General features: G+C 65.5%; 9 protein-coding genes and 1 tRNA gene. 5 read left to right on the plus strand and 5 right to left on the minus strand.

Features of this window, described 5'->3' with window-relative positions:
- Nucleotides 1-5: 5 nt before the first annotated feature.
- Together DW2_RS07690 and DW2_RS07695 are read right to left on the minus strand one after the other, a co-directional pair.
- Nucleotides 6-902: an ABC transporter permease gene (locus DW2_RS07690; RefSeq protein ID WP_038145193.1), complete on the minus strand. Its 897-nt coding sequence runs from the start codon at nucleotides 900-902 to the stop codon at nucleotides 6-8.
- A 128-nt stretch (nucleotides 903-1030) separates the two neighbouring features.
- On the minus strand, nucleotides 1031-2443 hold the full coding sequence (locus DW2_RS07695; RefSeq protein ID WP_038145196.1) for an aminotransferase-like domain-containing protein: 1413 nt from the start codon (nucleotides 2441-2443) through the stop codon (nucleotides 1031-1033).
- Between the two features lie 87 nt (nucleotides 2444-2530).
- Between DW2_RS07695 and DW2_RS07700 the strand changes: the two genes are divergently transcribed.
- Nucleotides 2531-2719, plus strand: a complete 189-nt coding sequence (locus DW2_RS07700; protein WP_038145198.1) for a YjiS-like domain-containing protein — start codon at nucleotides 2531-2533, stop codon at nucleotides 2717-2719.
- A 172-nt stretch (nucleotides 2720-2891) separates the two neighbouring features.
- Here DW2_RS07700 and DW2_RS07705 read toward each other — a convergent pair whose 3' ends face one another.
- From DW2_RS07705 to ypfJ, 3 genes are all read right to left on the minus strand, one after another.
- Complete coding sequence (locus DW2_RS07705; protein WP_051855641.1) at nucleotides 2892-5498, minus strand: Hint domain-containing protein; 2607 nt, start codon at nucleotides 5496-5498, stop codon at nucleotides 2892-2894.
- A gap of 794 nt (nucleotides 5499-6292) precedes the next feature.
- A tRNA-Leu gene (locus DW2_RS07710) sits at nucleotides 6293-6376 on the minus strand.
- Between the two features lie 46 nt (nucleotides 6377-6422).
- Nucleotides 6423-7283, minus strand: a complete 861-nt coding sequence (gene ypfJ, locus DW2_RS07715) for a KPN_02809 family neutral zinc metallopeptidase (RefSeq protein WP_038145200.1) — start codon at nucleotides 7281-7283, stop codon at nucleotides 6423-6425.
- Between the two features lie 140 nt (nucleotides 7284-7423).
- Here ypfJ and DW2_RS07720 point away from each other — a divergent pair, with 140 nt between their 5' ends.
- The 4 genes from DW2_RS07720 to trmFO all read left to right on the plus strand — a co-directional run bounded on the left by DW2_RS07720 (nucleotide 7424) and on the right by trmFO (nucleotide 12895).
- Entirely contained in the window at nucleotides 7424-8002 is a 579-nt protein-coding gene (locus DW2_RS07720) for a YqaA family protein (RefSeq protein ID WP_038145203.1), read from the plus strand.
- The gene (locus DW2_RS07725) at nucleotides 8002-8496 is read left to right on the plus strand and encodes a disulfide bond formation protein B (protein ID WP_051855643.1); all 495 of its coding nucleotides are present in this window, start codon (nucleotides 8002-8004) and stop codon (nucleotides 8494-8496) included. The genes DW2_RS07720 and DW2_RS07725 overlap by 1 nt, the downstream gene beginning before the upstream one ends.
- A 187-nt stretch (nucleotides 8497-8683) precedes the next feature.
- Nucleotides 8684-11446: a DNA gyrase subunit A gene (gyrA, locus tag DW2_RS07730; protein ID WP_038145205.1), complete on the plus strand. Its 2763-nt coding sequence runs from the start codon at nucleotides 8684-8686 to the stop codon at nucleotides 11444-11446.
- Nucleotides 11447-11554: 108 nt separating this feature from the next.
- The gene (gene trmFO / locus DW2_RS07735) at nucleotides 11555-12895 is read left to right on the plus strand and encodes a methylenetetrahydrofolate--tRNA-(uracil(54)-C(5))-methyltransferase (FADH(2)-oxidizing) TrmFO (RefSeq protein WP_038145422.1); all 1341 of its coding nucleotides are present in this window, start codon (nucleotides 11555-11557) and stop codon (nucleotides 12893-12895) included.
- Nucleotide 12896: the final 1 nt, after the last annotated feature.

A 12896-nucleotide genomic window follows, 5' to 3' on the forward strand; every position in this document is an offset into this window, starting at 1 on the left:
GCGCCTCACTTTCCGGCCTTGAGGAAGCGGCGGTTGAGCCAGAGGAAGAGCAGCGCGAGCGCGCCGACGACGAGGAGCGAACTGACCGCGATGGCCGAACCGAGCGGTCGGTTGTCGAGCGGCAGCATCTGCGCCTGGATCAGGTTCGCCACCATCGGGATCTTGCCGCCGCCGATCAGCTCGGGCGTGACATAGTCGCCCACCGTCGGGATGAAGACGATCAGGGTCGCGGCGACCACCCCGGGCATCGCGAGCGGCAGCGTCACGCGCAGGAAGGTGCGCCAGCGGCTCTCGCCGAGGTCCTGACCCGCTTCCAGCAGCGAGCGGTCGATCTTCTCGAGGCTGACGAAGATCGGCAGGATCGCGAAAGGCGCATAGGCATGGGCGAGCGTGAGTGTGATCGCCCCGACCGAATTGAGCATCTGCAGCGGATCGGCGATCAGCCCGTTCGGGCCGATGATGCCCAGACTCTCGAGAGCCGAATTGACCACGCCGTTATAGCCGAGGATCACCTTCCACAGGAACACGCGGATCAGATAGGAGGTCCAGAACGGGATCGTGATCAGCAAGATCCAGCGCGCTTTCTTCGAGGGCTCCAGCCCGAAGCTCAGGAAATAGGCGATCGGGAAGGCCAGCGCGACGGTGGCGAGCGTCACCAGCCCCGCCACGAAGAGCGAACGGACCAGAATCACCCGGAAGATCGGATCGGACCAGGTCGCGATGTAATTCTGCACGGTGAATTCGTGAATCACCGTCAGGTAGCCGTCCTTGAAGAAGGAATAGGCCAGGATCGTCGCGAGCGGCGCGGCCAGCAAAAGCACGGCATAGATCGCGGGCGGAGCGATCAGCGCATATCCCTGCGCGGCCTCGCTGCGCGTCCAGCTCTCACCTTTTGCCGCCATGCGGATCTCCCTCAAAGCGCCTCTTGGCGGGCGCCGTCGCGCCACGAAAGCACATGCCCGCAGTCGAGAAAAGAGGGGACGCGATGTTGCGCGCGCGGGTTTCGGGCAAATGCCGCGAATTTGTGCAGTCAGACCGGGAGGTCGTCGGGCATCCGCTCGAGAAGGCGCTTGAGACGCTCGATCGCCTGCCGGAAGCGCTCTTCGGGCACGCCGCCCGCAAGCGCGATGCGCACCGCGTTCGGGGCCTGCCCGTCTTGCAGCGCGTATTCATCGCTCGCGCGCAGGAGCACCCCTTCGGCCTCGGCCATGCCCTTGAAGGTGGAGCCGCGCCAGCCCAGCGGCAGGGTGAGCCAGACGAAGCTCAGCCCCGGCTGCCAGCCAAGCTTCTGATCGCCGAGGCTTTGCAGCAGCATCTGCAACCTCCGCCCCATCACCGCCTGCGCGCGATGTTTGAGATCGAGCGCCTCGCCGCTCTCGAAGAGCCGGAACATGATATCGGTGACCGGCCGAGAGACGCCGAAATAGCTGTGCTGCGCGGTCAGCCGGCCAGCCTCGCCCATGCCCTCGGGCGCGACCACGATCCCGAACCGCATCCCCGCCGAGATCGATTTCGACAGCGAGGTGATATGCCAGCAGCGTTCCGGGGCGAGCGCGCGCAGGCTCGGCAGGCCCGAGACCGGCGCGGTGTAGCAGTCATCCTCGATGATCTGCAGATCGTGCCGACGCGCCACCGCGACGATCGCCTCGCGCCGCGCACGCGACATCCGGCCCGCGGTGGGGTTCTGGGCATCGGGCGTGATGCACACGACCTGCCCGCCATGACGCCGGCAGGCCGCCTCGAGCGCCTCGGGCACCATCCCCTCCTCGTCGATCGTCACGCCGCGGATCTCGGCCCGGTTGAGCCGCGCGGCATGGCGAAAGCCCGGATAGGCCAGTTCCTCGGCATAGACCACGGGGCGCTCGCCGCGCAGGCAGCATTGCAGCACCACGTTGATGCCGTTCTGCCCGCCATGGGTGAGCACGAGATCATCCGCGGTGATCCCGTCGAAATCGGTATATTCCGAGAACCAGACCAGCGCGGCCTTGCGGCAATATTCGTCACGCTTGAGCCCCGGATATTCGAGGTAATGCATGTCGATATCCTTCGCGGCCTCGGCCATCGCCCGCGCCAGCGCCGCAGTCTGCCCGATATCGGGAAGTTGCGGCGAACGCAGATCGACCACCCCGTCATCAAGCTCTGGATCGCGCATCGGCAAGGGGTAAAGCGTCTCGGTCGGCCCCATCCGCCGCGTTTGTGTCGATACAAAGGTGCCCCGCCCCACCTGCGCCTCGAGAAGCCCCTCCTGGGTGGCGATTTGGTAGCCCCGCGCGACCGTGCCGGGCGTCACCCCCAATTTCCACGCCAAGTCCCTGACAGTGGGGAGTTTTGTGCCCGGAACAAGGTCCCCGCGACGGATGCCTTCGCGCAGCGCGCGCACCAGTGCGAGATATTTCGGGCCGCTTTGCGGGGCGAGGTCCGGGGTCCAGCTTGTGTCAGTCACAATATTTCTCTGGTTGGGTGATTGTGGGCATTGTATCCCTTGCCTACCAGAGATCGCACATTTGTATCAATACAGAAAGGCACAGCCATGTTCACCCTGTCGCGGACCCGCCCCGCCACCGCCCGTCTCGCCGCGCCCGGCTTGATCGCGCGCGTCGCGCGCGTCCTCGCGACCCGCCGGTCGCGTGCCGCGCTGGCGAAGCTGGACCCAAGGCTGCTCGACGATATCGGAATTTCCGAGGCGATGGCCCGGAGCGAAATGCGCCGCTTCCTGTGACGCGGGCGATCCGCACATTCCCCTGAGCGGATCGTCACTTCGGCCGGGCCTCGCGCCCGGTCTTTTTTGTCGCGGCTCGGCGTTTCGAAGTCCCGACATTGTTACGGGGCCAGCAACTTGATTGCCAGCCCCGCACCCGCCCCGTGAGCTCCCGGGGCGCGCCCCCCTCGTGTCAGCCGCGCAGCAGAACCACCGCTTCGTGCTTCTTCAGCGTCTTGCGTGCGGCGTGATAGCCCGCGCGGCCGGTCGCGGTCCCGAGCTCCGGGAAGAGCTCCAAGATCTCCTGACGCTGCGCATTGCCCATGCCGCCGAGACTCTGATCGCCGGGCTGGAAGCTCTCGGTCCAGGCGCCGTTCGCGAGCACGACCTCATGGCGGTCGAACATGAAATGCAGGTAGCTCGTGCCCAGCGTCTCGGCCCTGCGCACCCCGGCAGCGCCGACGAGATGCTTGGCCGCGACGAGCACCTCGTGCTCCTCGAAATAGAGCGCAGTCTTGTCGTTCGTGACCAGCATCCGGTGGTTGGGCGAGACCAGCATGTCGCGCTCGGGCAGCCCGTTGCCGAGGCTCCCTGCCCGGATCAGCACCGGCTTGAGATGCGGTGCCGCCTCGAGCTCGTCGCGCGTCATGTCGGCCCGGCCCGCCCAGCGGATCTCCTGGATGCCGTTGTCGCGGGTGAGGACCTTGTCGCCCTCGCGCAGATCCTCGACCGCCACCTCGCCGCGCGGCGTCGCGATCCGCGTGCCGGGCGTGAAACAGGGAATGACCTGCTCCATGTTCGAGAATTCGAGCGAACCGGTGACATGGCCCTCGCCGTCGAGGAAATTCACCGTGCCCGCATAGGTCGAGACCCCGGTCACCGGATCGTAATCGGTGACCGTCGAATTGACCTGGAGCGGACCCGCGCCGCGCAGATCGAGCGTGTCGAAATCATCGCCGCCCTCGCCACCATCGAGCGTGTCGCCCATGCCGTTCTCGGGCGCATCCACGAGGAAGAGGTCGCGGTCATCGCCGCCGAAGACGCTGTCGCTCCCCTCCCCGCCCATCAGCGTGTCGGCCCCGGCCCCGCCGTCGATCCGGTCGGCGCCGTCTTCGCCGAAGATCACGTCATTGCCCGCGCCGCCCATGACGATATCCGCGCCCGTGCCCGCATGGATGAGATCGTTGCCGTCGTTGCCTTCGAGCGAGTCGTTGCCCGCGCCGCCCTCGATCGTATCCGCGGCATTGCCGCCCAGGATCGTGTCATTGCCGGCCCCGCCATCGAGCGTGTCCTCGCGCGGGCCGCCGAGCAGCAGATCGTCGCCCGCGTCGCCATAGAGCGCGTCGCTGTCCTGGCCGGCATCGAGCGTATCGTTGCCGTCGCCCCCGTGCAGCGTGTCGTTGCCATTGCCGCCCGAGAGCGAGTCGTCGCCCGCACCGCCGAAGAGCGAGTCGTTGCCATCGCCCCCATGCAGCGTGTCATTGCCTTCCTGGCCGTAGAGAACGTCGTCGCCCGCGCCGCCCTGCAGGTCGTCATTGCCCGGCTCGCCGGTGCCGTCCTCGACCGGAACGGTCTCGCAATGCATGTCGGTGATCGAGATCTTCTGATCGGTCGAGCCGCCGTTGGAATATCCGATCGTCAGCTGCGCGGTCGGGTCGACGATCTCGACGAGGACCGAGCCCACGGCGTCATCCTCGCCCAGCGACCCGGTATCCTGATCGCCTCCGGTGATCGTGTAGGTGCCGTCGCCATTGTCGACCACCGTCTGGTGGCCCGAAGGCGTGAGCTTGATCGCGACCGGATTGCCCTCGGCATCGACGGCCGAGAGCGTCACGACATCGACGTGATCGTCGCAGCTGTCGGAACGGTCGAGATCGTTGATCCGGAACGAGAGGTTCTGCACCTCGCCGGTATAGTCCGGATTGTCCGAGGAGAAGTTCAGCGTGGTGGTCGAGGTCGGATCGATCCCGCCCTCGCCGCCGCAGCCGTAAAGCTCGAGCGCGGAATGGCTGTCATAGCTCTCACCCGGCGCGACATATTGCGTCGAGCTGACGAATTTCGCCGACGCCCCGTGATCTTGCGCATTGAAGTCGAAGCTGACCTTGGTGTCGCCCATGTCGACGGTCTGATCGCCCACCCGGCCGCAATCCTGGCTGAAATTGCCCCAATCCACGGTCTGCGACACCGGATCGGAGGCCGGTCCGCTGCCGGTATCGCCATCACCGTAGATCGTGTCTGCCCCGGCGCCGCCGATCAGCGTATCCGAGCCGCCATTGCCATAGATCAGGTCGTCGCCGTTTCCGCCCTCGACAGAGTCATTGCCCGCGCCCGCCATCACCGTGTCGTTGCCGTCCCCGGCCAGGATGATGTCGTCATTGCCGACCTGCCCCGGCAGGATGGCATCGTGGTGATCGACCATGTCGCCCTGCGGGTCGCCCGTGTAATGGACGTCGATCAGGTCGTCGCCCGAGGTGCCCTGCACGATGCCGTCGCCTTGCGGCTCCTCGACCGTGACATGCACCGTCGCGGTATCGTAGCCGCCATGACCGTCGGAGATCTTGTAGGTGAAGCTGTCGGAGCCCGAATATCCCGGATCGGGCGTGTAGGTCACCGTGCCGTCGGAATTGACCGTCACCGAGCCATGCGCGGGATCGGAGGCGTGGATCACCGACAGCGTGTCGTATTTGTCGTAATCCGTATCGTTCGCCAGCACATTGATGACGAGCGACGAATTGTAGGTCGCGGTTGCGGTATCGTCCTTGGCATCCGGGTTGTGATTGCAGCGGTAGTAAAACGACATCCCCAAATCTCCCTGGTACCGGAAGGGCAATCCCGTGCCACTTCGGCAAAAACCCACGACGACGGCCTGATCTCACCGCCCCTGACGCGCGAGACGGCCCATGCCGGCAAGCGCGGTATCGAAAACGGACGGAGAGGACGGCGCACATGGAAGGCCGGCAAAGCGGCAGCGAGCTCGTAAGGGCCCGCTGTGCAATATCAAGCGGATGGGCCAAGGCCCGTCACGCAATCCGGCAGCTTCCGGTGAGGCGTCTTGCCCAACCTTTTCGCTGGCCACCCCCATGGCCAGGATGCCCCCACCAGGGCATGCCTCAATCTGCCCACGCCCCCGGCGGAAAGGAAGCGTTTTCTGCCATCTTCTCGCCCCATTCCGTCCAATTGCCCGAGAAACGAGCAGCAATAAGCTCCGCCGGGAAGTGGCTGAAATCGCGCACTGTTTCGAATTTACACGCGCAAGTTCAGGGCGCATCCCCCCCGCATCAATCCCAGGTTGCGCAATACCCGCAAAAACCGCACCAGATTTCCAGAATGCAACCAATTCGTGAAATGTCTGTTCGCGTTTTCGCAACAATGAACACCGACGGCCGTTTCCCCTGTCGAACCAATTCGACGCCCAATTTTCGCCCTATTGCCGCCATGATTGTTCGGAGCCCCTCACCAAAGATCCGGCATTTCCGGTTTTGTTCAGCGGGAAAAGACACCACCGAGTCGAATCATTTCCACCCGACGGATCGCCACCACGAAGGACGCGGGTCCCGCTCACTTGCGGCGAAGAATTTCGATCGAAGGGAAAGCTGGTGCCCGAGGTCGGACTCGAACCGACACGCCTTGCGGCGGCGGATTTTGAATCCGCTGCGTCTACCATTCCGCCACTCGGGCCCAGTGAGCGACCTCTAGCGCGAGCCTGCACCGCTGGCAAGCGCCCTCAGAGGTTGCGGATCGAAAACGTATCGCATTGTTTTAGATCGCCGCTCAGATAGCCGCGCTCGAACCAGCGCTGGCGCTGCTCGGAGCTGCCATGGGTGAAGCTGTCGGGCATCGGAACCCGCCCGGCACTGCGCTGGAGCGTGTCATCGCCGATCCGTGCCGCGGCAGTCATCGCCTCAGTGATATCGCCCGGCTCGATCGCCCCGATCTGATCCTCGGCATGGCGCGCCCAGATCCCCGAGAAGCAATCGGCCTGCAACTCGACCCGCACCGAGAGCGCGTTCGACTGCGCCTGCGAGCTTTGCGCGCGGATCTCGTTCACCTTGCCCAGGATCCCGAGCTCGTCCTGCACGTGATGGGCCACCTCATGGGCCACGACATAGGCGGCGGCGAAATCGCCCTTCGCGCCAAGCTGCTGAGAAAGCGTGTCGAAGAAATGCGTGTCGAGATAGACGCGCCGGTCGCCCGGGCAGTAGAACGGCCCCGTCGCCCCGCTCGCATTGCCGCAGCTCGACCGCGTGACGCCACTATAGAGGACCAGCGTGACCGGCCGGTAGGCCTCGCCGAGCTGGGTGCGGAAGATGCCGTCCCAGACCTCCTCGGTATCGGCGAGCGTCACCGAGACGAAATCCCCCATTGCCTTCTCGCGCGCGCTCAGCTCCTGCGATTGGGAGACCACGGGTCCGGAGCCGGTCGACCCGTCGAGCAGCGGCGTGAGATCGACGCCCAGGAAATAGCCCACGACGACGACGGCGAGAATGCCGAGACCGCCTCCCCCGAGGCGGACCGCGCCGCCGCCCCTGCGGGCACCGCGCCGGTCCTCGATATTGCGGCTGCCACGCCGTCCGCGCCATTGCATCGTCACGCTCTCCGTTGGACTGCCGCCAGAATAGCCACCTCACGGCGCGGTGAACAGAGGCCGCGAACAGCGCTTGCACGCTTGACCTCGGCGCATCGGAGGGGCACGAAGCTTGCGAGCAGAAAAACGAGGCCCCCTGCATGATCCGCCGTATCTACGACTGGACGATGACCCGCGCGAGCCATCCGAACGCGATGTGGATCCTCGGGCTCTTGGCCTTCATCGAGGCCTCCGTCTTCCCGATCCCGCCCGATGTGCTGATGATCCCGATGATCCTCGCCCGCCCCTGGGCAGCCTGGCGCATCGCGCTGGTGGCGACCGCAGGCTCGGTTGCCGGGGGCTGCCTGGGTTATCTGATCGGCTACGGGTTCATGGATCTGATCGGTCAGCCGATCCTGGAATTCTACGGCAAGGCGCAGGCCTTCGACCAGCTCGCCGCGCGGTTCAACGAGATGGGCGGCTGGGCGGTGCTGGTCGCGGGCGTCACCCCCTTCCCCTACAAGGTGATCACGATCTTCTCGGGCGCCACCCATCTCAACCCGGCGCTGTTTCTCGGCGTCTCGATCGTGGCGCGTTCGCTGCGCTTCTTCGTGCTGGCGGGGCTGCTGTGGAAATTCGGCGCCCCGATCAAGACCTTCATCGAGCGCTGGCTCGGCCTTCTCTCCATCCTGTTCGTCGTTCTGCTGATCGGCGGCTTCTACCTGCTGAAGTATCTCTGATGACCCAAACGCATGACCGCTTCTCGTTCCGCATGCTTGTCGGCTACGCCGCCGCCGGCTCGGCCTTCGTTCTCGCCGCGGCACTCGGCTTCCAGGCGATGGGCTATGCGCCCTGCCATCTGTGCCTGCTGCAGCGCTGGCCGCATCTCGCCGCCGCCCTGATCGGGCTCGCGACCCTCGCCTTCCGCCTGCCGGGCTGGAGCGCGCTTCTCGGGATGATCGCCGCGCTCACCACCGCGGGCCTCGGGATCTACCATTCGGGGGTCGAGCGGAAGATCTTCGCCGGCCCCGCCGATTGCACCTCGAGCGCGGTGGATGCGACGATGTCCGCGGCCGACCTGCTCAAGCAGATCAACGAGGCGCCGCTGGTGCGCTGCGACGAGATCCCGTGGGAGATGTTCGGCCTCACCATGGCGAACCTCAACGCGCTGGCCTCGCTCGCGCTCGCGGGCCTGTGGCTCTGGGCTTATCTCAAATCGCGCGAAACCGCCTGAGGCACCCGCGCGCCGCCTCCGGCGGGGGTATTTCGGTCCAGGTGAAGAGACATCCGCGCGTCCTTTGCCCCGGCGCATTCGCCCCTGCGGCGGGATCTGACGCGACGCTCGGGCCCTTCGGCGATTGCGCCCGCCGCTTGCGGGCTCTATAACCGTCGACAACAATATCTAGAGCATTGAGGCGCGCGTGACCGACACTCCTGAAACGCCGGAAACCGAAGAAGAAGGCCCGGGGAAACCCGCCTATCTTGGCCCGACCGTCTCCATCGCCGAGGAGATGAAGACCGCCTATCTCGATTACGCGATGAGCGTGATCGTGAGCCGCGCGATCCCCGATCTGCGCGACGGTCTCAAGCCGGTGCACCGGCGCATCCTCTTCGCGATGCACGAGACCGGCAACACGCATGACAAGCCCTATCGCAAATCGGCGCGCCCGGTCGGCGACGTGATGGGTCAGTATCACCCGCATGGCGACGCGGCGATCTACGACGCCTTGGTGCGGATGGCGCAGCCCTTCTCGATGTCGCTGCCGCTTCTCGACGGCCAGGGCAATTTCGGTTCGATGGACGGCGACAATGCCGCGGCGATGCGCTACACCGAGGTGCGCATGCAGAAGGCCGCGCAGTCGCTTCTCGCCGATATCGAGAAGGACACGGTCGATTTCCAGGACAACTATGACGGCAAGCAGAAGGAGCCGACGGTTCTTCCGGCGCGCTTCCCCAACATGCTCGTCAACGGCGCCGGCGGCATCGCGGTCGGCATGGCCACCAACATCCCGCCCCACAATCTGGGCGAGGTCTGCGACGCCACGCTCGCGCTGATCGACAATCCCGACATGTCGGACGAGGCGCTGATGGAGATCGTGCCCGCGCCCGATTTCCCGACCGGCGCCCAGATCATGGGCCGGGGCGGCGCGCGCAAGGCCTATCTCGAGGGCCGCGGCTCGGTCATCATCCGCGCCAAGACCCGGGTCGAGGAGATCCGCAAGGACCGCTACGCGATCATCCTCGACGAGATCCCCTATCAGGTGAACAAGGCCGCGATGATCGAGAAGATCGCCGATCTCGTGCGCGAAAAGAAGCTCGAGGGCATCTCGAACATTGCCGACGAATCCGACCGCGTCGGCGTGCGCGTGGTGATCGAGCTCAAGCGCGACGCGACGCCGGACGTGGTGCTCAACCAGCTTTACCGGTTCACGCCGATGCAGACCTCCTTCGGCTGCAACATGCTCGCGCTGAACGGGGGCAAGCCCGAGCAGCTGACCCTGCGCCAGTTCCTGAGCTACTTCATCACCTTCCGCGAGGAAGTCGTGGCGCGGCGCACGGCCTTCGATCTGCGCAAGGCGCGCGAGCGCAGCCATATCCTGTGCGGTCTCGCGGTGGCGGTGTCGAATGTGGACGAGGTCGTCGCGACGATCCGCTCCTCGGCCGATGCGGCCGAGGCGCGCGAGCGGCTGATGACCCGGCGCTGGCCCGCCCATGACATCGTCGAATATCTCAAGCTGATCGACGACCCGCTGCACCCGGTCAACGACGACGGCACCTACAATCTCTCGGAGGCGCAGGCCCGCGCGATCCTCGATCTGCGGCTGCAGCGCCTGACCCAGATCGGCGTGAAGGAAGTCACCGACGAGCTGGCGCAGCTGGCCGAGAAGATCCGTGAATATCTGGCCATCCTCGCCTCGCGCGAACGGATCATGGCGATCATCGCGGAGGAGCTTCGCGAAGTGAAGGAGCAGTTCGCCGTGCCGCGCCGGACCGAGATCGTCGACTGGGCCGGCGATATGGACGACGAGGACCTGATCGAGCGCGAGGACATGGTCGTGACGATCACCCAGGGCGGCTATATCAAGCGCACGCCGCTGGCCGATTTCCGCGCCCAGAAGCGCGGTGGCAAGGGGCTCTCGGGCGGCGCGCTCAAGGATGACGACACGGTCACCACGCTGTTCGTCGCCAACACCCATACCCAGCTTCTGTTCTTCACCACCGACGGGATGGTCTACAGCCTCAAGTGCTGGCGCCTGCCGCTCGGCTCGCGCCAGTCCAAGGGCAAGGCGATCGTGAATATCCTGCCGATCCCGACGGGCATCTCGATCGCGGCGATCATGCCGGTCGACGCACCCGAGGAGGAATGGGAGAACACGCAGGTCTTCTTCGCGACCTCGGATGGATCGGTGCGCCGCAACGCGCTGTCCGATTTCACCAATATCAAGCGCAACGGCAAGATCGCGATGAAGCTGCCCGAGGATGTGAGCCTCGTGAATGTGCGGCCCTGCACCGAGGATGACGACGTGATGCTGGTGACCGCGAATGGCCGCGCGATCCGCTTCCCCGTCCCCGAGGTGCGGATCTTCAAGGGCCGCGATTCCACCGGCGTGCGCGGGATCCGGCTGGCTGCGGACGATATCGTCGTCTCGATGTCGGTGATCCGCCATTTCGAGGCGAGCGCCGAGGAACGCGTCGCCTATCTCAAGCAGCGCCGCCTGATGGCGGGCGTGACCGAGGACGAGGTGGACGAGGACGAGGAGCAGGTCGCCGAGGGGCAGCTGAGCCCCGAGCGCTATGCCGAGATGTCGGCGGCCGAGGACCTGATCCTGACGATCACCGCGAAAGGCTCGGGCAAGATCTCGTCGAGCCACGACTACCCGGTGCGCGGACGCGGCGGCCAGGGCGTCACCGCGATCGACAAGGCGATGCGCGGCGGGCCGCTCGTGGCCTCCTTCCCGGTCGAGATGAGCGACCAGATCATGCTCGCCACCTCGACGGGTCAGTCGATCCGCTGCCCGGTGGAGGATATCTCCTTCCGCTCGCGCTCGGCCGGCGGCGTGCGGGTGTTCAACACCTCCAAGGGCGAAGAGGTCGTCTCGGTCGCGCGGATCGCCGATCAGGGCGACGAGGACGGCAATGGCGAGGCCGAAGAGGCCCCGGCGTCCGAGGGCGGCACCGAATAAGCCCGATGGCGCGACGCGCAGCACAAGGCAGGCAGGAAGGGACGCACGCGTCCCTTCCTGTCGTTTCACCGGGTTTCCAATTCGCAGGACAGGGGCTAAATGAGCGCCATGACAGAAGAACTCCATATCGTCGGCGGTGGCATGGCGGGCTCGGAAGCGGCCTGGCAGGCCGCCAATGCCGGGATCCGCGTGGTGCTGCACGAGATGCGGCCCAAGGTCGAAACCTTCGCCCACCAGACCGGCAATTTCGCCGAGATGGTCTGCTCGAACTCGTTCCGCTCGGACGATCACGAACGCAATGCGGTCGGCCAGCTTCACTGGGAAATGGGCGCGGCGAACGGGTTGATCATGGAAACGGCCCGCAAGCACCGGCTGCCGGCGGGCGGTGCGCTCGCCGTGGACCGGGAGGCGTTTTCGCAGGCCGTGACCGACACCCTGCGCAGCCATGAAAACATTTCCTTTGTCGAAGAAGAAGTTACAGATCTTCCTTCATCCGGAAACTGGATCTTCGCGACCGGCCCGCTGACCTCGGAGGGGCTGGGCCGCGCGATCCTCGAGGCGACCGGCGAGGACCGTCTGGCCTTCTTCGACGCGATCGCCCCCATCGTCTATGCCGAGACGATCGACATGGACCTTGCCTGGCGGCAGTCGCGCTACGACAAGGGCGAGACCGAAGAGGAACGCACCGCCTATATCAACTGCCCGATGACGCGCGACGAATACGAGGCCTTCATCGACGCGCTTCTGGCCGCCGACAAGACCGAGTTCCACGAGGGGGAAACCGCAGGCTATTTCGACGGCTGCCTGCCGATCGAGGTGATGGCCGAACGCGGTCGCGAAACCCTGCGCCACGGGCCGATGAAGCCGGTGGGCCTGACCAATGCGCATAAGCCCGAAGAGAAAGCCTATGCCGTGGTGCAGCTGCGCCGCGACAATGCGCTCGGCACACTCTACAATATCGTCGGCTTTCAGACCAAGATGAAGTACGGCGCGCAAGCGGATGTTTTCCGGATGATTCCGGGGCTGAAACAGGCAAAATTCGCGCGCCTGGGCGGGATCCACCGCAACACCTTCATCAATTCGCCGACGCTGCTCGATGCGCAGATGCGGTTGAAATCGCATCCGAACCTGCGGTTCGCCGGGCAGATCACCGGGGTCGAGGGCTATGTGGAAAGCGCCGCGATGGGGCTTTTGGCGGGGCGCATGGCCGCGGCGGAGCTGCAAGGGCGCGAATTGCCGCCTCCGGGCCCAGATACCGCGATGGGCGCGCTGATCACCCACATCACCGGCGGCGCCGAGGCCAAGACCTTCCAGCCGATGAACGTGAATTTCGGGCTGTTCCCGCCGATCGACGCCAAGGGTGGACGTCGCGGGCGCAAGGACCGCTACAAGGCATATACCGATCGCGCAAAAGACTCGTTCACCCAATGGCTTGAGGGGCAGTCCTGAG

Origin of the sequence: Thioclava atlantica (assembly GCF_000737065.1) — a bacterium.
Classification (GTDB): Bacteria; Pseudomonadota; Alphaproteobacteria; order Rhodobacterales; family Rhodobacteraceae; genus Thioclava; species Thioclava atlantica.